Genomic DNA, 20236 nt, shown 5'->3' with positions numbered 1-20236 from the left:
AGACAGTCTAAATGAAAAGACCCTTAAAATAACGGTAGACAAAGTCTAAATGGACTTTGTCTACCGTTCTACAGCTTGATCCATCACATTCAAGCTGCTACGTTTTTGCATTATGGAAAACGCGGGAACTGTTTGAAATCCGGTTTGCGTTTTTCTTTGAACGCATCTCTTCCTTCTTTTGCCTCTTCTGTCGTATAGTAAAGTAATGTAGCATCGCCAGCAAGCTGCTGAATGCCTGCTAAGCCATCAGAGTCAGCATTGAATGCCGCTTTTAGGAAACGAATCGCTGTTGGGCTTTTTTCTAAAATTTCTTCCGCCCATTTTACCGTCTCTTCCTCTAGTTGCTCCAACGGAACCACTTTGTTGACAAGTCCCATTTCTAATGCTTCTTGAGCGTTATATTGGCGGCATAAGTACCAAATTTCACGAGCCTTTTTGTGGCCAACGATACGAGCTAAATAACCGGCTCCATAGCCTCCGTCAAAGCTTCCTACCTTCGGACCTGTTTGTCCAAAAATAGCGTTATCTGCTGCAATCGTTAAATCGCAAACAACATGCAATACATGTCCACCGCCGATCGCATAACCGGCTACCATTGCGATGACCGGTTTAGGGATCACGCGAATCAGACGCTGTAAATCCAATACGTTCAAGCGTGGGATTTGATCCTCGCCTACATAGCCACCATGGCCTCTCACTTTTTGGTCCCCGCCAGAGCAAAACGCTTTTCCGCCTGCACCCGTTAAAATAATGACGCCGATATTGGCATCATCACGAGCGTATGAAAACGCATCAATTAACTCTTGAACCGTCTTTGGACGAAAGGCATTATGTACTTCTGGACGGTTGATCGTGATTTTAGCAATGCCATTGTACGTTTCGTATAGAATATCTTCGTACTTGCGCTCAGCTACCCATTCAATCGCCATTCACACATCCTCCTCTTTCAATAAACTCATTTATTATTTTAGCAAAAATTTCTGGTTGTTCCACATGAATTGCATGTCCCGCATCGGAAATTTTCGACATGTACGAATTGGGCAGCAGTTCAACCATCTTTGACGCTATTTGGCAAAATTTCTGATCAAGTTCCCCGCAAAGAAGCAGTGTTGGGGCTTTTATTTGCGACAAGTGTTCCCACCAAGAGGGCTGTCTTCCTGTTCCCATGCCGCGCAAGCTATTGGCTAGCCCTTTGGCTTGATGCCTTAATCGTTCTGTACGAATTCGCCTTCTGGCCGTCTCAGGCAGCTGTCTTTGCGTAGCAAAAAGCGGCTGTTGCTCCCATTTGTCAATAAATGCTTGCACTCCATATTGCTCAATTTCCATCGCCAGCGCCTCATCGTTCTGAATGCGCAATTGGCGTTCCTCTTCGGTCTTTAGTCCAGGCGAGCTGCTTTCTAGCAACAATGTTTCTACTCGGTGCGGATAACGAATGGCAAAAGTAAGCGCGAGCCTTCCCCCCATCGAATAGCCAAGAACGTGAGCACGATGAATTTCCAGCTGCTGCAACAATTCATGCAAATCAGCCGCTACGCTTTCGATATGATAGCGGTCGAGTTCATCCGGACACTCTGTTAAACCATGTCCTATAATATCAACCATAACGAGCTGCCAATTTTTCCAATACGGAATAAGCGGATACCATGTTTCTGTACTCCCTGTAAAGCCGTGTAGCAATAAAAGCGGCGGACCTTCCCCATAAACTTCTACATGATAGGAAACACCGCGAATCCGTTTTTTCATAATCTTCCCCTTTTTTGAAGAAACTCTGTTATTCTCTCTGTGACATTTTTCCAAAGCCATTGATGTTTGGTTACATTTTCTTTCCTCGATGTACACAGCTCGATGACATGCAGCCCTTGAGATTGGATAGAATGCTTTACGTAATAACGGAACTCGTCCCATGTATCCACCTTTTGATAATAGCCATCATACATGCGGATAATATGCTCAAACCGCAAATCGGTCGGAGTGCCAAACAATGCTTCAAAATGCTTTTCTTGCCTTGCTTGCGGCAAAAATGAAAAAATGCCGCCTCCATTATTATTAATAACAATAATGGTCGCATGCAGCTGATAAAGCTTCGCTGCTAGCAAGCCATTTAAATCATGATAAAAGGAAAGATCGCCAATCACAAGCACAAGCGGATCGGCTTCAAGGCTAGCTCCTAAAGCGCTTGAAACAACCCCATCAATGCCATTGGCGCCACGATTCGCCATTAAGCGGATTTGCTTATCGTTCGTCATAAAAAACGTGTCGGCATCGCGAACCGGCATGCTGTTGCCGACAAATAGCGTAGACTTCTCTGGTAAAAGCTCCGTCAGCTCGATAAATACTTTTCCTTCAAACATTTCTTCTTCTTTTCCTGCTTCCAAAAGCTCTTCTTTAGCCAGCTTATTGATGTCCTGCCATAGTTGCATCCATTCGTTTGGCACACGGCGATCAGCGGACCCAAGTTCCGCTAAGCGTCGGCAAAATTCAATTTCGTCACAATAAATCATTTGCGAAGCAGTAAAAGTTGGCTCACGCCATCCGCCTTCCCCGTCCACCACAATTTGGGTAATGGACGGATGCCGCTTTAGCATAAGTAAAAGCGGTTTTGAAATCGGCATGGCACCAAATCGAATAACAACGTCTGGAAGCAGCGCTTCCGCTATTGCTGCGTCTTTAAAAATAGCATCATAGCTTTCAATAATATAGTCTTTCGTATGAGTTCCACTGCGCAACTGAGAAAGTGGATCAGCCAAAATCGGGTATTGTAGCGCTTCGGCAAGTTCAGTGACCGCTTCCGCAAATTCCGGCTCATCCATATTTCCGCAAACAATAAGGCCTTTTTCAATACATGAAAGCTGCTTATATAATTGATGAAACTGCGCATCATCTAGTGTTTTTTTACCGATAGCAATTTGAATATAAGATGCTTCCTTTTCGTTAATTTGCTCCCATGTTTGATCTGTAACAGCTGGCACAAGCGGTTCACGGAGCGGAAAATTTAAGTGGACAGGACCTCGCGGCGCACTCATCGCCACGGCTGCCGCTCTCGCTGCCATCATTCGAGCATAGCGCAGCATTTCATTTGAGCTTTCTGGAAGCGCCATATCGACAAACCATTTGGCATGCTTTCCATACAAATGAATTTGATCGATTGCCTGCGGCGCTCCGACATCGCGGAGTTCATGAGGACGATCAGCTGTAAGAACGACGAGAGGAACCCTTGAATAATAGGCCTCTACTACAGCAGGTACATAGTTTGCCGCAGCCGTTCCCGATGTACAAAGAAGAGCGACAGGTTTTCGTTTGGCTTTTGCCATCCCCAATGCAAAAAAAGCGGCAGAGCGCTCATCAATATTCATATGTACGCGCATTTTTGGATGCTCTGCCATCACCATGGCAAAAGGGGTAGAGCGCGATCCCGGACTTACGACCACATCTTCTATCCCGGTCTTGGCCAGCTCATCTACAAACGCAGAGACATACAGTGTTAAATCATCGCTCATCTTGCTTCACTCCTAATGCGGATAACATTGGTTTCAATTTCACGTTTGTTTCTTCATATTCGCTGAACGGCTCTGAATCGCCCACAACACCGCATCCCGCAAAAAGGAAAGCTTCATTTCCTTGCAGCAAACCGGAGCGAATGGCAACGGCAAACTCTCCATCTCCCATTGCATTCATCCAACCAATGGGAGCAGCATACCATCCTCGGTCTAGCGGCTCAGCTTCTCGAATCATTTCAAGCGCCTTCTCTTTTGGAGCTCCTCCAAGGGCAGGGGTCGGATGAAGCCGTTCCACAACCGAAAGCAAGGAAACACGGCTGTCGCTTTTACCGATCACAGGAGTATATAAGTGTTGAATATCTCTCATTTTTAGCAGCTGTGGTTCCGGGGAAATTTTGACATCCTCACACACATCCTGCATCGCTTGTCTAATCATTTCGACAACGAACCGATGTTCGTGTAAATTTTTTTCATCCTGTAAAAGCACTTGGCCAAGGGATTCATCCTCACTGCTTGTACGTCCGCGACGAATCGAGCCAGCTAAACACGTTGAATAAAATGTATGTTCTTCTTTTTTTACAAGCTGTTCAGGGGAAGCACCGATAAAACAGCTGCCGGCTTGTTCAAATGCAAACAGATAGCTAAACGGCTGCTGCTCACACAAGTGCTCCAGCACGGCGCTTGGCGTGAGCTGTCCATCAAATTGAAGGCGTACCTCTCGCGCTAACACCACTTTATCAAAACTTCCTTGTTGTATTCCGTCAATGATTTGCCGCACAGCATGGATCCATTCATCCGTTCGGATCTCTTCGTATGTCACACAACGCGGAAGAGAGGGAGTTGAATGGAATGATTTGGTATATAACAACCCAAGCAGGCGATCAATTTCTTCAAGCATGCTCTGGTTATTTTTTGAAGGAACCGTAATCGTAATCATTGCACAGTCTTTTTTTAGAGATAATAGAACCGTCGGAACAATAAATTTTGCATTTGAAAAATGCGTCCATTTATCTGTTTTCTTTTTTAAAGGATCAAATGAAAAGCCTCCAAATAAAACAGGGGTTGCTTTCTCTTCCTCACCATGCACTTCTGTCATATTTAAAAAATCGTGCCATTTTTCTTCAATGATGGAAAAACGCGGGCCATCTCCCTCCTCATCGATGACATATGTACAGCCTATCCCAGCGTAAACAACCTCGTTTGAACGATCAGACCAATAAAAACGCTCAGAAAACGAGCTCGTTTCTCCCAGCTTAAACAAATAAACTGGGGCAATAGACGGTACGATTCCGCTCCAGCTTACAAACGGCTGACACGCGGATTTTGTTATCATCTCTAGTTTTTTTCGAATTTGATGCTGATATAAAGTCGCCACTGCCATCCCGCTTTCTTGTTATTACTAAACTTTTTGATGAAACTAGATTCCTGAAAAGTTATTATCACTTCCCATTATATATAACAGGAAATAATTTATCTATTCCTAAGGGGTTGACACCTGTGAAGGGTTTACCTACACTTATTTTGAATATTTTTTGAGCTATGCTTTGATTTTATCCTAATATGAGGGGTATGATTTATGCAATCACCATTACCTAAACATCAACCAACACCTTCGTTGAAATACAATCGAAGCTGGCGTGTATGGTGGAACCTGACACGTCCCCATACTTTGACGGCTGCTTTCGTGCCTGTTTCGATTGGAACTGCTTTAGCTTTTCGGGAAACAGCTGTTCATCTTACATTATTTTTGGCTATGCTTATTGCTTCATTATTAATTCAAGCAGCGACCAATATGTTTAATGAGTATTATGATTACAAGCGCGGCTTAGATTCCTCCGAGTCTGTTGGTATTGGCGGAGCCATTGTTCGGGAAGGAATTGCACCTAAAACCGTATTGTTGTTAGCGTTTTCCTTCATCGCAATCTCTATTCTAATTGGTGTATATATTTGTATGAACAGCAGCTGGTGGATTGCTGTCGTCGGCACGATTTGTGTAGCAGCAGGATATTTTTACACAGGCGGACCGATTCCGATTGCTTATACTCCATTCGGAGAGCTTGCGGCAGGATTTTTTATGGGACTTATCATCATTTTAATTTCCTTTTTCATTCAAACAGGAACCATTACATTCGTTCCAATTGTTGTTTCTATTCCAATTGCCATTTTAGTTGGGGCCATTTTGCTTGCTAACAATATTCGCGACCTTGACGGGGATCAGCAGCACGGACGGAAAACCCTTGCAATTTTAATCGGCAGAACCAACGCGATCCGTCTATTAGGAGGGATGTTTATCGTCTCCTTCGCTTGGATGATTGGATTAATAGCTTTACATGTCGTTTCTCCTTGGACGCTGCTTGTTTTCCTAAGCGTGCCGAAAGCTGTGGCAGCTACAAAAGGATTCATTGGAAAAACCAAACCGATTGAAATGATGCCTGCGATGAAAGCGACGGCACAAGCCAATACACAGTTTGGCTTTTTGTTGGCGATTGGGCTGCTCATCGGTCACTGGCTATAACACGGTTGCCTAACCGTGTTTTTTTTTATTTTTCGTTCATACTACATCATAAAAGCGAATTTTGAGGAAGGGGTATTTCCTAATGTTAACCAATCAACAAATATCTGCCTTACAGGCACAGCTTCTAAAGGCAAAACAAGAGCTAGAGAATCGCCTTCATCATAATGATCATTTCGGCTTGGAAAGAAGCCATGCCCACGATTCAGTCGGCGAGTTAGCAAGCTACGACAATCATCCAGCTGATGAGGCAACAGAATTGTATGAGCGAGAAAAAGATTTGGCACTTAATGAGCATGCGGAAAGAGAATTAGCTGACATTCATCATGCGTTGGCGGCTATCGATGACGGAACCTATGGCATTTGTGAAACATGCCGAAAGCCGATTCCATATGAACGTCTGGAGGCATTGCCAACGACTACATTTTGCAAGGAGCATAGTGCAGATCAATCCGTTTCACACCAGCGTCCTCTTGAAGAAGGCGTGCTGATGCCCCCATTTGGAAAATTTGATTTTGATCATCGCGATGTTGTAGCGTATGATGCCGAAGATGCCTGGCAAGATGTAGCACAATACGGAACATCCGATACACTATCCGATCTTTGGCAGGATGTGGACCATTATAACGAAGCATACGCAGAAGCAACAGAAAACGTAGGATATGTCGAGGATTTCGAAAACTTTGCTGCTGTTGATTTATATGGTCAGCAGATGGCCGTTTACCCTACGCAGAAACATCAAAGCTTTGAACGTGTATTAGATGAAGAACAGATCATGTCAAATATCGGCGATTTGCCAGCATATGAAAAGGAGCCTTATACGCAAGACGAAGCTAAACCAAAAAGATCTTAAGATGAAAAAGGCCATGGATCTGCATCTTGTTATAAGCAGCACTGGCCTTTTTATTCGCACACTCAGCTCTCCATCATCCTAAAGCAAAACAGAAAAGCAGCATTTTCAAACATCCTAACCGATATAAAAAACACCTTAACATGTGGGATTTTGCAACGCCTCTCCCTAGCGAAGGCAAGCCGCCCGCTCGCCTCCGACTAGCAATATTTCGTCAAGGATTGGTTCGATTTTTAAGTTATATTGATGGAAAAAACATTGGTTTGTTAGTGAAACTAAAAGGGATTTCCTTCCGTATAAAGAATAGATTCATCATAAAAAGTCATTTAGAGGTGAAAAAAATGAATGCACACGACATTGACTACACCCTGCATGGAGATGACATGCAGTTCGTAGAAATCGAATTAGATCCACAGGAAAGTGTTATTGCTGAGGCAGGCGGCATGATGATGATGGAAGATGGAATTGAAATGGAAACGATTTTTGGTGATGGAGCAAGCACTGGCAAAGGATTTCTTAGCAAGCTTGTTGGTGCCGGAAAACGTCTCTTGACCGGAGAAAGTTTGTTCATGACCGTCTTTACGAATAACGGAACAGATAAAAGACGCGTCGCCTTTGCCGCTCCTTATCCCGGAAAGATTATCCCTGTTGATTTAAGCGAGCTAGGCGGTAAAATCATTTGTCAAAAGGATTCGTTCCTTTGCGCTGCTAAAGGAGTCTCCGTCGGCATCGACTTTCAGCGAAAGCTCGGTACCGGCTTCTTTGGCGGTGAAGGGTTTATCATGCAAAAGCTGGAAGGAGATGGACTTGCCTTTTTGCATGCTGGGGGAACCATTTATAAACGTGAGCTTCAGCCTGGGGAAAAGTTGCGAATCGATACTGGCTGCTTAGTCGCTATGACAAAAGAAGTGAACTACGATATCGAGTATGTCGGCAAAATCAAAACAGCCTTTTTCGGCGGAGAGGGGTTATTTTTTGCTACGTTAAGCGGTCCGGGAACCGTTTGGGTGCAATCGTTGCCGTTCAGCCGTCTCGCTGATCGTATTATCGCTTCCGCTCCAAGCTCAGGTGGCCGATCTGTAGGCGAGGGAAGCATTCTTGGAGGCATTGGAGATTTGCTCAATGGAGACGATTAATCTCTTATGTATAAAAGAGGGCACAGATGGTTCTGTGCCCTCCATACTTCATCCTGCGTCATTGGCTCTATTCCTTGTTTACCAAGTGTTTATTTTCAATCCCGACTGATGTAGTTGAACGGATGATGCGTCAAATGATTGTAGACATAATCAAGATGGACGTTGTCGACAACCTAGAGAACACAGATGGCTCTGTGTTCTTCTTGTTCATTAGATAAGAGGATGAATGTCCCATATTTCATTTGCATATTCTTGAATGGTTCGGTCGCTTGAGAAATGGCCCGAATGAGCAATATTGATCGCGCTCATTTCCATCCATTTTTCCCTATCCTGGTACACTTCGGAGATTTTTTCTTGCGTTTCGGCATAATCAGCAAAATCGCGCAGCACAAAATATTCATCATTTTGCATTAAAAGCGAATCGTAAATCGGTTCAAAATGATCATGCGCGTCTGGAAAAAATCCATTGACTAACTGATCAACGACTTGCTTGATTCTTCGATCATGGTGATAATACTCATGAGAACGATAACCACCATTCTGATAATAATTCAAAACTTCCTCAGCCGTTAATCCGAAGATGAAAATATTCTCCTTGCCTACTGCCTCAAAAATTTCAATATTGGCTCCATCCATCGTGCCAATGGTAATGGCACCGTTCATCATAAATTTCATATTCCCTGTTCCCGAAGCTTCCTTGCTAGCTGTGGAAATCTGCTCGCTAATATCGGCTGCCGGAAAAATATCCTCTGCTAAAGATACGCGATAGTTCTCTAAAAAAATCACTTTCAGCTGTTCATTTGTTTGGGGATCATGATTTACTTTTTCCGCAAGAGAATTAATCAGCTTAATAATTCGCTTCGCATAATAATAGCCTGGCGAAGCCTTTGCCCCGAAAATAAAGGTACGAGGATAAATCGAAAAGCTCGAATCCTCTTTCAATCGATTGTAAAGGTACATAATGTGCAAAACGTTCAAAAGCTGGCGTTTATAAGCATGAAGCCGTTTAACCTGCACATCAAAAATCGAAGACTCGTCAACGGCGATGCCAGTTTGCTCGTAAATGCGTTTAGCTAAAATCGCCTTTCGCTGCTGCTTTACTTTAGCCAATGCTCTTTGAAAAGAGCGGTCTGATGCATAGGACGTTAAATCGAGCAGCGTTTCCGGCCGCTGAATCCACCGTGCTCCAATCGCTTCCGTAATTAACGAAGCAAGCTGCGGATTTGCTTTTAGCAACCAGCGGCGATGCGTAATGCCATTGGTTTTATTATTAAATTTTTGCGGAAATACTTCATAAAATTGCTTCATTTCACGTTTTTTTAAGATTTCCGAATGAAGCTTTGCCACTCCGTTTACACGATAACTTCCGACCACTGCTAAGTGGGCCATTTTAACAAGTCCATGAGCAATAATCGCCATATCCTCAATTCGTTTCCATTCACCTGGATACTTATTCCATAAACCACGACAAAAGCGCTCATTAATTTCTTCGACAATCATGTAAATGCGTGGAAGCAATGGCTGAAAAATATGAATGGGCCATTTCTCTAACGCTTCTGATAATGTTGTGTGATTCGTATAAGACACTGTGTTCGTCGTAATCTCCCATGCATCTTCCCAGCTCATTCCTTCTTCGTCCAACAACACCCTCATTAACTCTGGAATCGCTAAAACTGGATGCGTATCATTCACATGAATGGCTACATGCTTATGCAAGTTAGATAAATTCCCGTACTGACGACGATGAGCGCGAACAATGCTTCCGACACTCGCCGCTACAAGAAAATATTGCTGTTTAAGACGTAAAATTTTCCCCTCATCGTGCGTATCATCTGGATATAGAAATTCTGAAATAGCTTCCGTTTCCCGCTTATACTGCATGATACTTTTATGTTTAGGAAAGGTTTTAGAAGGTTCGGCGCTCCAAAGGCGAAGAGTATTAACCGTTTTGGTTCCATAGCCAATCACAGGCATATCGTAGGGAACAGCTGTTACTTTTTCGCTATCTGTATGACGGAATACCAGCCTTCCTCCTTCATTTGATACCTCTACTCTTCCCCAGAAGTTCACTTCAATTGCTAAATCTTCCTTTCTTACCTCCCAAACATTCCCATGCCTCAACCATTGCTCTGGAAGCTCCACTTGATAGCCATCGACAATTTTTTGATCAAACAGCCCATGCTTATATCGTATTCCACAGCCATGTCCGGGCAAATTTAACGAAGCAAGAGAATCCAAAAAACAAGCGGCAAGGCGGCCAAGACCGCCATTTCCTAGTCCCGCATCCGCCTCGCTTTCCTCAATTTCTTCTAAATCAATGCCCAGCTCTTTTAATCCTTTTTCAACTACATCACGGATTCCAAGATTTAATAAGTTACTTCCCAAAAGACGGCCAAGCAGAAATTCAATGGATAGATAATACACCTGCTTGCTGCTTTTCGCGCGACTCCGCTCATTTGTCCGAATCCAATCCTGGCTTATATATTCGCGAACCATATTCCCTAACGTATGATATTGATCGCGCACGGTCGATTCCTCAAACCGCTTTCCATACATCATCTCAAGTCTTCTTAAAAAAACCATTTTAAACTCTTCTTTGTTAGAGAACATGACTTCCACTCCCAGCCATTAATTCGTCATAAAGCTGATTATACTTAAACGCCGACTGCGCCCAGCTGTAATCTCGGCTCATCGCTTCTTTCACAAGCTTTTCCCATATTTCTTTTTGCTTATAAAATTCAAGCGCTCGACGAATGGTATACAGCATATCATGCGCATTAAAATTTTTAAAACTAAATCCATTGCCTTCACCCGTAAACTCATTAAACGATTGGACAGTATCGTTTAATCCGCCTGTTTCTCGCACAATTGGAATCGCGCCATATCGCAATGCAATTAATTGCGCCAAGCCGCACGGCTCAAACTGGGATGGCATTAAAAATAAATCGGTGCCTGCATAGATTTGATGAGCCAGCTCTTCGTTAAATCCAATATATACTTTTACTTGATGAGGATATGTCATCGCCATTTCATGAAAGAAATGTTCGAACTCCCGATCTCCCGTTCCCAGAACAATAAACTGGACATTTTCCGCAATGATTTCATGAAATACACATTTCACTAAATCAAGTCCTTTTTGCTTCGTTAGACGGGTCACCATGGCGATAATCGGCGTATCTTCTTCGCTGCGCAAACCGAATTTTTGCCTGAGCGCTTGCTTATTAATGTCTTTGCGCGCAATCGTGAACTGATCATATGGAATCGCAATGTGCTGGTCTTTTTTTGGATTGTATATTTCATCATCAATTCCGTTTAATATGCCGAAAAGATCGCGTCGGCGAGCTCTCAGAAGCCCATCGAGCTTTTCTCCGTAATATTCCGTTTGAATTTCTTCTTTGTAGGTGGGACTAACAGTCGTAATCATATCTGCAGACACAAGAGCTGCTTTCATAAAGCTGACGTTCCCATAAAACTCTAAATAATCAATCGTAAAATAGCGCTCACTGCTCAAATTAAGCAAATCCTCTAAAATGCTGCGAGGGAAAATCCCTTGAAACTGTAAATTATGAATCGTAAATACCGTGCGGATATTTCCATAAAACGAATTGTTTTTATACTCTTCCCGTAATAAAAATGGAATCATCCCTGTGTGCCAATCATGGCAATGAATAATTTGCGGCTGGAAGGAAATAGCGGGAAGTGCATCTAAAACAGCTCGACAGAAATAGGAAAATCGTTCTCCGTCGTCATAATGGCCATATAAACTATCACGTTTAAAATAGTATTCGTTGTCGATAAAATAATAGACAACTCCTTCGTATTCCAGCATTTCAACTCCGCAATATTGACGGCGCCAGCCGACTCGAACAACCAGCTCCGCGACCTTTTTCATTTGCTTTTTAAATTCTTCCGAAATCATTCCATATTTAGGAAGCATCACACGGATATCTGTGCCTAATCGTTTGAGTTCTTTCGGCAACGCGCCAGCTACATCTGCCAAACCGCCCGACTTCACAAAGGGTACGCATTCTGACACAACAAACAAAATTTTCACTGATTCATCAACTCTCCTTGTACAGTTCCTTTACGAACAACAAATGGATGCTGCTCCGAACCTACGATCTTAACGCCATTTTCAACCTTCACATCTTTATCCACAATAACAGAATTCAGCTCGCATTGTTCACCAATATGGCTTTTCTGCATAATAATACTGTTTTTAACAACCGTCCCCTTTTCTATTTTTACTGCTCGAAAAATAATGCTGTTTTCAACATGTCCTTCGATCATGCATCCATTAGCCACTATTGAATTTTTGACAACAGCATTTTCTGTATATTTAGTAGGCGGCGCATCCTTCACTTTTGTATAAATAGGACGCGATTTAACAAATAGCTGATTCCAAATGGTTGGATTAAGCAGCTCTAAGCTATGACGAAAATAGCTTTCGATAGAGTCAATGACAGCCACATATCCATAATGCTCATAATCACATATTTTCAATTGATGAAGATGATCGTGGACAACATCGATGATGCTATTGTAGCCTGTATGAATTCGGTTCGCAATTAAATCCAGAAGGAGAGAGGTTTCTAGCACGAACATTCCAAGCGAACGGCCTTGATGACGTATTTCTGTAATATCGCACTGATTATCGATATGACGCTTTAACACAGCCTCATAGTCAATATTGCAAACGGTATAGCTATTGCAAATGAGCGCATACTTTTGTTTGCTGCGTAAAAAGTAGTCAATATGCTGTTCAAAATGTTGGAAAGCCCCTAAATGATGCGCCGGAATATTTAAATCTGAGGAAGGAAAGAAAAAGAGCCCATCTCGTTTTCGACTCAAATCCCAATTTTTCCCTGAACCTAAATGATCCATCAATGATCGATAGTGATACTTTGGGAAAATAGCGATGCTTTGCATACCTGAGTTCACCATGTTTGATAGGACAAAATCTATTAAGCGGTATCTTCCTGCAAATGGAATTGCTGCAATGGAACGATGCAGCGTCAGCTCATATAGCGACTCCATATACCTTGTGTCATCTATTACCCCTAACATCGTTTTATTCATCGCTGTTCATCCTTTCTCAACGATTTCTGAGCTCTGTGCCTGCAACCATTCTTGTGTAACAAGAAAAATCTCATCATCAAATGCAGACGGGCGAATGACTATTCCCGGCGGGATCTCAAGCTCTGACGGTACAATGGCTCTTTCAATATAGGCATTTTCACCAATCACTACATCCGGCATAATGACACAGTCTCTCACAATCGCTCCCTTTTGAACATAAACTCCCTGAAAAACAACGGAATGGTCAATGGTTCCCTCAATAATGCATCCTTCATTCACCAGCGAGTTAATCACTATTGCATCTGGAGAGATATACTGAGGAGGTTGATTTGGATTAACGGAATAGATCTTCCATGATTGATCAAACAAATTTAATTCACATTCTGGATCTAATAAATCCATATTTGCCTCCCACAGGCTTTTCACTGTTCCGACATCCTTCCAATATCCTTTAAATGGATAAGCCATAAGCCGTTTCTTTTCTTTCAATAATAGCGGAATCACATCTTTGCCAAAGTCATGACTTGAACTCGGATTTTCATTGTCGATTTGCAAGTATTCCTTTAAAACACTCCAATTAAAAATATAAATTCCCATAGAAGCGAGGTTGTTTTTTGGGGCAGACGGTTTTTCTTCAAACTCTACAATCCGCATTTCTTTGTCTGTGTTCATGATACCAAATCGGCTCGCTTCGGCCCAAGGCACTTCAATAACAGAAATCGTCACATCCGCATTTTTGGCGATATGATAATCCAGCATTTTGGCGTAATTCATCTTATAAATGTGGTCACCTGAAAGAATCAACACATATTCCGGATCATACTGCTCAATATAGTTCATGTTTTGATAAATGGCGTGCGCTGTTCCTTCATACCATTTTACCCCAGATGATTCAGAATACGGGGGTAAAACGGTCACTCCTCCATTTCTTCGATCTAAATCCCAAGCGCTGCCAATACCAATATATGAGTGTAGAAGAAGCGGCTGATATTGAGTCAATATTCCTACCGTATCAATACCGGAATTGGAGCAGTTGCTTAGCGTAAAATCAATGATTCGATATTTTCCTCCAAACGGAACGGCTGGTTTGGCTAGCTGTTTGGTCAATGAATTTAATCGACTACCTTGTCCGCCGGCCAACAACATGGCGACGCATCTTTTCTTCACCATCTACACTTCTCTCCCCTCGTTTTTTCATTGGGCGCAACACAGAAATTCCAAAAGGTGGGATAGTCATTTCGATGTGGTATGGTTTTCCATGAAACGGCTCTTCGAGAGCAGTCATCGGTTTTTTATTAATATAACCACATCCTCCATATAGGGAAGCGTCGCTGTTAAAAGCTTCCTTATACGTGGCAAGCAGCGGAACGCCTACCTTGTAATCATGGTATGCCGTTCCAGTAAAGTTACAAACGACAACTAATATATCATTCTCTTTATTGCTTTTTCGAACAAACGAAAAGATGCTCTGTTCAGCGTTATGCACATCAATCCATTCGAACCCTTCTGGCGAATGATCCAGCTCATAAAGAGGCTTATGACGTTTGTAAAACTTTATTAAGTCTTTCACATACACACTCATTTTTCTATGCATCTCAAAATCAAATAACATCCAATCAAGTTGATCCAAATCCTTCCATTCATCAAATTGACCGAATTCCCCTCCCATAAACAATAATTTTTTTCCTGGATGAGTAGCTAAATACCCATATAATAATCGCAGTTGCGCAAATTTCTGCTCATATTCGCCAGGCATTTTATTTAATAATGATTTTTTTCCGTGCACTACCTCATCATGTGAAAATGGCAAAATAAAATTTTCTGAGTATGCGTATAGCAAAGAAAAAGTAACTTTATGATGCAGATATTTACGATGTTCGGGAGCCGCCTCCATATAGGTCAGAATGTCGTTCATCCAGCCCATATTCCATTTATAATTAAACCCTAAGCCTCCTTCATAAGTCGGCGCAGTCACCTTCGGCCAATCTGTAGAATCTTCAGCAATCATTAACAATGAAGGATCATAGGAAAAGACAGCTTCATTTAGTTTCTGCAAAAATTCCACGGCGTAGGGGTTTTTATGAAGGACATGACTGTTGGGCCAATAAAGCATATTAGCTACTGCATCAACGCGAAAGCCGTCAATATGGAAATACTCCATCCAAAATAATGCATTCGAGATGAGAAAGCTTCGAACCTCAGGCTTCCCTAGATCAAAATTGGCTGTTCCCCACACCGGATTCTCACGATCCTGTATATTGACATATTCATATGTTGGGGCTCCATCAAACATGTATAGGCCATGTGCATCTTTACAAAAATGACCAGGGACCCAGTCTAAAATCACTCCTATTCCAGCTTGATGGCACTGATCAATAAAAAACATGAAATCATGTGGAGTTCCATAGCGGCTTGTAGCGGAATAATATCCTGTTCCTTGATATCCCCATGAGCGATCGAGCGGATGCTCAATTAAGGGAAGCAGTTCAATGTGAGTAAACCCATTTTGCACTACATAAGGGATTAGTTCTTCTGCTAGCTCTTGATAGGAGTAAAAGCTTCCATCTTCCTTCTTTTTCCACGAACCTAAATGAACTTCATAAATGAATAACGGTTGATCGTAAGCTGGTTTGCGGCGTTTCTTTCGCTGCCACGCTTTATCATTCCAATGATATCCATCTAATGAATATACAATAGAGGCCGTACGAGGACGGAGTTCGGAATAAAATGCATATGGATCCGCTTTAAGGAGTACTTGCTCATTTTCCGTAAAAATTTCATATTTATATAAGTGTCCCTCTAAATTTTCAGGGATAAATATGGTCCATACGCCTTGATCGTTTATTTTGGTAAGTGGGTGATCTTTCCCGTTCCAGTTGTTAAAGCTCCCTACAAGTCGCACAGCACGCGCATGAGGAGCCCATACACTAAATCTTGTTCCAACCACCCCTTCATTTCTTACGATATGAGCGCCAAACATTTTATAGCTTTTATATAAGCTTCCTTCATGAAACAAATGAACCTCAAAATCTGTGGGATTTGTTGCTATCAACGAGCATCTCATCCTTTCACTATAATTTTTTTATTTTGCCAATATTTCATTACGATCCTAATTGCTCCATGTTAAATGAAAGATGAAGCAGTTTGTTTTTTCTTCTGAACCAACATCTTCTTTTTTCCATTGTCCAACGCCATACACTGCTTCACTTATTGGCTTATCCATTAGTATTTATTTAATTAGATTCGACATTGATTTATAAATTCCTTGATAAAATGTGTTTATATTTTGTGACAATTCTCACCAGGAAATTTCATACAAAAAGAGGATGAAGGGATTCTCTTTTTCCCCTGCTTTTGCTTGTTCAATGATTGGATGTCCAAACAATATTATTTTTCAGGCTAAACCATTAGATTCGCGAACACTTTGTTGCTTTGCCACGCGTTTATGTGATGGAAGATAGGCTACAAACCTCTGTGCACACATTCGTCATATTCTTTTCTAGAGTCGCTTTGCTCAATCTTCAAGCTATATTTATTATGATTGACTGATAAACATTCCCTTATCTCGCGCAATTTCCAGCTATATGCCCTTTCTCTTATAGGATGGACACAATAAGGCATTTGCCACTCTCGGAGAACAAGCGGCTATATTATGAACAAAAGATTAAGATAAGAAGCTTTCAAAAATGGTACAAAGCTATGATTTGCAAATTGCTTGTTTACAGCATATAATTTATAATAAATATCTAATGATAATTATTCTAAAAAAGGGGTGTATTATGAGTTACTCTGACTATCATCACCTGCCTCATGTCAAAGAACAAAACAAATCAAAACGAACATTATGGATTACCCTTTCCCTAACTCTGTTTTTTGCCCTTGTTGAAGTCATTGGCGGAGTTTTATCTAATTCGCTTGCACTTCTTTCTGATTCAGCTCATATGGCCTCAGATGTGCTGGCGCTCATTTTGAGTATGGTTGCTCTGTATCTCGCATCGCGGCAGCCCAATAAAACATTTACGTTTGGATATTTGCGATTTGAGATTATTGCTTCCTTTTTAAACGGATTGGCACTTGCAATGATCGCTATTGGCATCTTTATCGAAGGAATTCGACGGTTCATTCATCCTGAGCCTGTTCATTTTCAGCTGATGCTTACAATTGCTACAATTGGGCTGATCGTTAATCTTATCTTAACAATCGTCCTTAGCAGAAGCACAAAAGAAGAGGAAAATTTAAATGTGAAAAGCGCTTTATGGCATTTTATCGGCGATCTTTTGAGTTCAATCGGAGTTATCGCTTCAGCTATTATCATCTATTTCACGGAATTTGCCTTAATAGATCCATTGATTAGTATGATTATAGGAGGAATTATTTTTACAGGAGGAGCAAAAATCATCCGCGAATCGTACTTTATTCTTATGGATTCTGTTCCATCGCAGTTTGATCTTGAGCAAATACGCTCTGACATTAGCGGTATTAAAGGGGTAGAAGATGTACATGACATGCACATTTGGGCGATTTCTTCCGACCATTATTCCTTAACTGCTCACGTATTTATCAATGAACACATTCAGCCATTCTGTGTTATTTTAGCCATTAATGAAATGCTGGAAAGGAAATATAGAATTAAACATTCCACGATTCAAATTGAACATGCTTACTTTCATGATCATGGAGAGTACGGAGAAAAATTTCTTCGCCAAAAAAACAAAGCACCAAAAAAGCCGAGTAGCCCTAACGAATCATTTTGAGTTTAGGGAATATGAACATGAGTAGAAAAATTATGCCGACCTTTCTGTTTTTATGGTCGGCCTTTCTTTGTATTTATTATTCATTTACATTTGACATTTTGTCAAGTTAAAAATTCGGAATAATCAAAAACAGAAATGCACAATATTATATAATAGATCAAGTTTTTTTATAAATTTTTCTTTCTAAATAATTGGAGGAACGAATATTTTTGAGGCGTATGATGTAACTTATTATGTTAACATAATAGAGTTATACCGTTTTTCCACGGTCGGTGATCGAGCATCACCTCTTCTCCCGTGTGTTTTGAAGATGACACTCGTTTTATCTTTAAATGATTTTATATAAAGTAAAAAACACTATGCTTTAGCACAGTGCTTTTTACTTATGACCCGTACGGGATTCGAACCCGTGTTACCGCCGTGAAAGGGCGGTGTCTTAACCACTTGACCAACGGGCCTTGCATTCAGCAGTGGCGGAGAAGGCGGGATTTGAACCCGCGCGCCGCAAAAACGCGACCTAACGGTTTAGCAAACCGTCCCCTTCAGCCACTTGGGTACTTCTCCAATGGCTCCGCAAGTAGGATTCGAACCTACGACCTACCGGTTAACAGCCGGTTGCTCTACCGCTGAGCTATTGCGGAATAGTGGATAAACACAAAAACTAACGAATCATTATTCGTATTTTTCTACTGCCTCTTCCTCTTCAAGACATTCGAAGAAGTACAATGCGTCGAGGCAACTCGCTGTTTGCTCAGAGAGGAGAACACCTATAGATGGGCAACACATGTCACCAAACTTTATGCAAAGAAAACGCTTTACAAAAAGAAAGATGGGCCTAAGTGGACTTGAACCACCGACCTCACGCTTATCAGGCGTGCGCTCTAACCAGCTGAGCTATAGGCCCGTATACAAGCGGGTGATGGGAATCGAACCCACGACATCAGCTTGGAAGGCTGAGGTTTTACCACTAAACTACACCCGCATAATTATCAAATTTTTTATTACAAATTTCTAGTATCCCGATATACCATGCCTCTTCCTCTACCAGTTCATTCTAAGATGCGTTGTGCGTCGAGGCAACTCGTCGCCTATTCAATGATGTATCGCTCGTGGCTGAGGTTTTACCATTAAACTACATCCGCGCGATTATCAAATCTTTTATCACAAATGTCTTGGGATAATATGTATGGGGCGACTAGTGGGAATCGAACCCACGAATGCCAGAGCCACAATCTGGTGCGTTAACCACTTCGCCATAGCCGCCATTACTTTAATAAATCGATGCCGGCTGCAGGACTTGAACCCGCAACCTACTGATTACAAGTCAGTTGCTCTACCAATTGAGCTAAGCCGGCTTTATCTATAGAACTAACCATAAAAGCACATGTTCTGTGCCTCTTCCTCTTCAAGACATTTCAAGATGTCCAATGCGTCGAGGCAACTCGCAGTCATTTCACCGATGCTCCGCTCGTCTCTACCAATTGAGCTAAGCCGGCATTCATAAGATGCGTTGGATAAAATAAATGGTGGCTCGGGACGGAATCGAACCGCCGACACAAGGATTTTCAGTCCTTTGCTCTACCGACTGAGCTACCGAGCCATACATATTTTATGGCGGTCCCGACGGGACTCGAACCCGCGATCTCCTGCGTGACAGGCAGGCATGTTAACCACTACACTACGGGACCAACCGTTTTATTTGGTTGCGGGGGCAGGATTTGAACCTGCGACCTTCGGGTTATGAGCCCGACGAGCTACCAGGCTGCTCCACCCCGCGATGACAAAATTATATTTTTTTCAATCAATAGTATGTATGGTGGAGGATGACGGGATCGAACCGCCGACCCCTTGCTTGTAAGGCAAGTGCTCTCCCAGCTGAGCTAATCCTCCTAAAAGTGACCCGTACGGGATTCGAACCCGTGTTACCGCCGTGAAAGGGCGGTGTCTTAACCACTTGACCAACGGGCCATTACATGAAATAGTGGCGGAGAGCAAGGGATTCGAACCCTTGAGACGCTGTTAACGTCTACACGATTTCCAATCGTGCTCCTTCGACCACTCGGACAGCTCTCCAAAATGGCTCCGCAAGTAGGATTCGAACCTACGACCTACCGGTTAACAGCCGGTTGCTCTACCGCTGAGCTATTGCGGAATAGTGGATAAACACAAAAACTAACGAATCATTATTCGTATTTTTCTACTGCCTCTTCCTCTTCAAGACATTCGAAGAAGCACAATGCGTCGAGGCAACTCGCTGTTTGCTCAGAGGAGAAATGCTCGTCGCTGAGCGATTGCGGAATATGTTTAATATAAAGCCTAGCAACGTCCTACTCTTGCAGGGGCGTTAGCCCCAACTACCATCGGCGCTGGAGAGCTTAACTTCCGTGTTCGGGATGGGAACGGGTGTG

At 42.3% G+C, this 20236-nt stretch carries 13 protein-coding genes, 14 tRNA genes and 1 rRNA gene; 4 read left to right on the top strand and 24 right to left on the bottom strand.

Features of this window, described 5'->3' with window-relative positions; all coding sequences use genetic code 11:
• Positions 1 to 110 precede the first annotated feature (110 nt).
• The 4 genes from menB to GGQ95_RS06060 are packed head-to-tail and all read right to left on the bottom strand — an operon-like array spanning position 111 to position 4872.
• Positions 111 to 929, bottom strand: coding sequence for a 1,4-dihydroxy-2-naphthoyl-CoA synthase (menB, locus tag GGQ95_RS06075; protein ID WP_044745840.1), 819 nt, complete (start codon positions 927 to 929; stop codon positions 111 to 113).
• On the bottom strand, positions 919 to 1743 hold the full coding sequence (gene menH / locus GGQ95_RS06070) for a 2-succinyl-6-hydroxy-2,4-cyclohexadiene-1-carboxylate synthase (protein ID WP_066149999.1): 825 nt from the start codon (positions 1741 to 1743) through the stop codon (positions 919 to 921). Before menH ends, menB begins: the two co-directional genes overlap by 11 nt.
• Entirely contained in the window at positions 1740 to 3497 is a 1758-nt protein-coding gene (menD, locus tag GGQ95_RS06065) for a 2-succinyl-5-enolpyruvyl-6-hydroxy-3-cyclohexene-1-carboxylic-acid synthase (protein WP_080862018.1), read from the bottom strand. Before menD ends, menH begins: the two co-directional genes overlap by 4 nt.
• The gene (locus GGQ95_RS06060; protein ID WP_080862144.1) at positions 3487 to 4872 is read right to left on the bottom strand and encodes an isochorismate synthase; all 1386 of its coding nucleotides are present in this window, start codon (positions 4870 to 4872) and stop codon (positions 3487 to 3489) included. The genes menD and GGQ95_RS06060 overlap by 11 nt, the downstream gene beginning before the upstream one ends.
• 201 nt (positions 4873 to 5073) lie before the next feature.
• Here GGQ95_RS06060 and GGQ95_RS06055 point away from each other — a divergent pair, with 201 nt between their 5' ends.
• The 3 genes from GGQ95_RS06055 (at position 5074) to GGQ95_RS06045 (ending at position 7995) form a co-directional block, all read left to right on the top strand.
• Positions 5074 to 6012, top strand: coding sequence for a 1,4-dihydroxy-2-naphthoate polyprenyltransferase (locus tag GGQ95_RS06055; protein WP_044745837.1), 939 nt, complete (start codon positions 5074 to 5076; stop codon positions 6010 to 6012).
• Positions 6013 to 6094: 82 nt separating this feature from the next.
• Entirely contained in the window at positions 6095 to 6862 is a 768-nt protein-coding gene (locus tag GGQ95_RS06050) for a yteA family sporulation protein (RefSeq protein WP_080862017.1), read from the top strand.
• A 338-nt stretch (positions 6863 to 7200) separates the two neighbouring features.
• Positions 7201 to 7995, top strand: coding sequence for a TIGR00266 family protein (locus GGQ95_RS06045; protein WP_159720294.1), 795 nt, complete (start codon positions 7201 to 7203; stop codon positions 7993 to 7995).
• Between the two features lie 210 nt (positions 7996 to 8205).
• Here GGQ95_RS06045 and GGQ95_RS06040 read toward each other — a convergent pair whose 3' ends face one another.
• Genes GGQ95_RS06040 through glgB form a run of 5 tightly spaced genes read right to left on the bottom strand, consistent with a single transcriptional unit; the run spans position 8206 to position 16138 of the window.
• The gene (locus GGQ95_RS06040; protein ID WP_183186484.1) at positions 8206 to 10605 is read right to left on the bottom strand and encodes a glycogen/starch/alpha-glucan phosphorylase; all 2400 of its coding nucleotides are present in this window, start codon (positions 10603 to 10605) and stop codon (positions 8206 to 8208) included.
• On the bottom strand, positions 10595 to 12049 hold the full coding sequence (gene glgA, locus GGQ95_RS06035) for a glycogen synthase GlgA (RefSeq protein WP_183186483.1): 1455 nt from the start codon (positions 12047 to 12049) through the stop codon (positions 10595 to 10597). Before glgA ends, GGQ95_RS06040 begins: the two co-directional genes overlap by 11 nt.
• Positions 12046 to 13074, bottom strand: a complete 1029-nt coding sequence (locus GGQ95_RS06030) for a GlgC family sugar phosphate nucleotidyltransferase (protein ID WP_044745831.1) — start codon at positions 13072 to 13074, stop codon at positions 12046 to 12048. Before GGQ95_RS06030 ends, glgA begins: the two co-directional genes overlap by 4 nt.
• A 6-nt stretch (positions 13075 to 13080) precedes the next feature.
• On the bottom strand, positions 13081 to 14244 hold the full coding sequence (locus GGQ95_RS06025) for a glucose-1-phosphate adenylyltransferase (protein ID WP_159720297.1): 1164 nt from the start codon (positions 14242 to 14244) through the stop codon (positions 13081 to 13083).
• Complete coding sequence (gene glgB / locus GGQ95_RS06020) at positions 14195 to 16138, bottom strand: 1,4-alpha-glucan branching enzyme (protein WP_159720298.1); 1944 nt, start codon at positions 16136 to 16138, stop codon at positions 14195 to 14197. The genes GGQ95_RS06025 and glgB overlap by 50 nt, the downstream gene beginning before the upstream one ends.
• A gap of 715 nt (positions 16139 to 16853) precedes the next feature.
• Between glgB and GGQ95_RS06015 the strand changes: the two genes are divergently transcribed.
• Positions 16854 to 17828 carry a cation diffusion facilitator family transporter gene (locus GGQ95_RS06015; protein ID WP_066149970.1) on the top strand — a complete coding sequence of 325 codons (975 nt, stop codon included), beginning with the start codon at positions 16854 to 16856 and terminating at the stop codon, positions 17826 to 17828.
• Positions 17829 to 18214: 386 nt separating this feature from the next.
• Here GGQ95_RS06015 and GGQ95_RS06010 read toward each other — a convergent pair.
• The 15 genes from GGQ95_RS06010 to rrf all read right to left on the bottom strand — a co-directional run.
• Positions 18215 to 18286, bottom strand: a tRNA-Glu gene (locus GGQ95_RS06010).
• Between the two features lie 13 nt (positions 18287 to 18299).
• Positions 18300 to 18392, bottom strand: a tRNA-Ser gene (locus tag GGQ95_RS06005).
• Between the two features lie 2 nt (positions 18393 to 18394).
• A tRNA-Asn gene (locus GGQ95_RS06000) sits at positions 18395 to 18469 on the bottom strand.
• Positions 18470 to 18658: 189 nt separating this feature from the next.
• Positions 18659 to 18732: transfer RNA gene (locus tag GGQ95_RS05995), tRNA-Ile, on the bottom strand.
• Positions 18733 to 18739: 7 nt separating this feature from the next.
• Positions 18740 to 18810 (bottom strand) — tRNA-Gly (locus GGQ95_RS05990).
• A 205-nt stretch (positions 18811 to 19015) separates the two neighbouring features.
• Positions 19016 to 19091 (bottom strand) — tRNA-His (locus GGQ95_RS05985).
• Positions 19092 to 19110: 19 nt separating this feature from the next.
• Positions 19111 to 19183: transfer RNA gene (locus GGQ95_RS05980), tRNA-Thr, on the bottom strand.
• Positions 19184 to 19352: 169 nt separating this feature from the next.
• Positions 19353 to 19428 (bottom strand) — tRNA-Phe (locus tag GGQ95_RS05975).
• A gap of 12 nt (positions 19429 to 19440) precedes the next feature.
• Positions 19441 to 19516: transfer RNA gene (locus GGQ95_RS05970), tRNA-Asp, on the bottom strand.
• A 12-nt stretch (positions 19517 to 19528) separates the two neighbouring features.
• A tRNA-Met gene (locus tag GGQ95_RS05965) sits at positions 19529 to 19605 on the bottom strand.
• Between the two features lie 37 nt (positions 19606 to 19642).
• Positions 19643 to 19718 (bottom strand) — tRNA-Val (locus tag GGQ95_RS05960).
• 6 nt (positions 19719 to 19724) lie between these two features.
• Positions 19725 to 19796 (bottom strand) — tRNA-Glu (locus GGQ95_RS05955).
• Positions 19797 to 19810: 14 nt separating this feature from the next.
• Positions 19811 to 19901 (bottom strand) — tRNA-Ser (locus GGQ95_RS05950).
• Between the two features lie 4 nt (positions 19902 to 19905).
• Positions 19906 to 19980 (bottom strand) — tRNA-Asn (locus tag GGQ95_RS05945).
• Positions 19981 to 20142: 162 nt separating this feature from the next.
• A 5S ribosomal RNA gene (gene rrf, locus GGQ95_RS05940) occupies positions 20143 to 20236 on the bottom strand; the annotation flags it as partial.

It is taken from the genome of Anoxybacteroides rupiense (genome assembly GCF_014196195.1).
Lineage (GTDB): Bacteria > Bacillota > Bacilli > Bacillales > Anoxybacillaceae > Anoxybacteroides > Anoxybacteroides rupiense.
Note: the sequence above shows the minus strand (reverse complement) of the source record. Positions and strands in the feature narration are given on the sequence as shown.

Coding starts and splice junctions, on each gene's coding strand:
- menB (WP_044745840.1), bottom strand. CDS start 929: ATGGCGATTGAATGGGTAGCTGAGCGCAAGTACGAAGATATTCTATAC.
- menH (WP_066149999.1), bottom strand. CDS start 1,743: ATGAAAAAACGGATTCGCGGTGTTTCCTATCATGTAGAAGTTTATGGG.
- menD (WP_080862018.1), bottom strand. CDS start 3,497: ATGAGCGATGATTTAACACTGTATGTCTCTGCGTTTGTAGATGAGCTG.
- GGQ95_RS06055 (WP_044745837.1), top strand. CDS start 5,074: ATGCAATCACCATTACCTAAACATCAACCAACACCTTCGTTGAAATAC.
- GGQ95_RS06050 (WP_080862017.1), top strand. CDS start 6,095: ATGTTAACCAATCAACAAATATCTGCCTTACAGGCACAGCTTCTAAAG.
- GGQ95_RS06045 (WP_159720294.1), top strand. CDS start 7,201: ATGAATGCACACGACATTGACTACACCCTGCATGGAGATGACATGCAG.
- GGQ95_RS06040 (WP_183186484.1), bottom strand. CDS start 10,605: ATGTTCTCTAACAAAGAAGAGTTTAAAATGGTTTTTTTAAGAAGACTT.
- GGQ95_RS06030 (WP_044745831.1), bottom strand. CDS start 13,074: ATGAATAAAACGATGTTAGGGGTAATAGATGACACAAGGTATATGGAG.
- GGQ95_RS06025 (WP_159720297.1), bottom strand. CDS start 14,244: ATGGTGAAGAAAAGATGCGTCGCCATGTTGTTGGCCGGCGGACAAGGT.
- glgB (WP_159720298.1), bottom strand. CDS start 16,138: ATGAGATGCTCGTTGATAGCAACAAATCCCACAGATTTTGAGGTTCAT.
- GGQ95_RS06015 (WP_066149970.1), top strand. CDS start 16,854: ATGAGTTACTCTGACTATCATCACCTGCCTCATGTCAAAGAACAAAAC.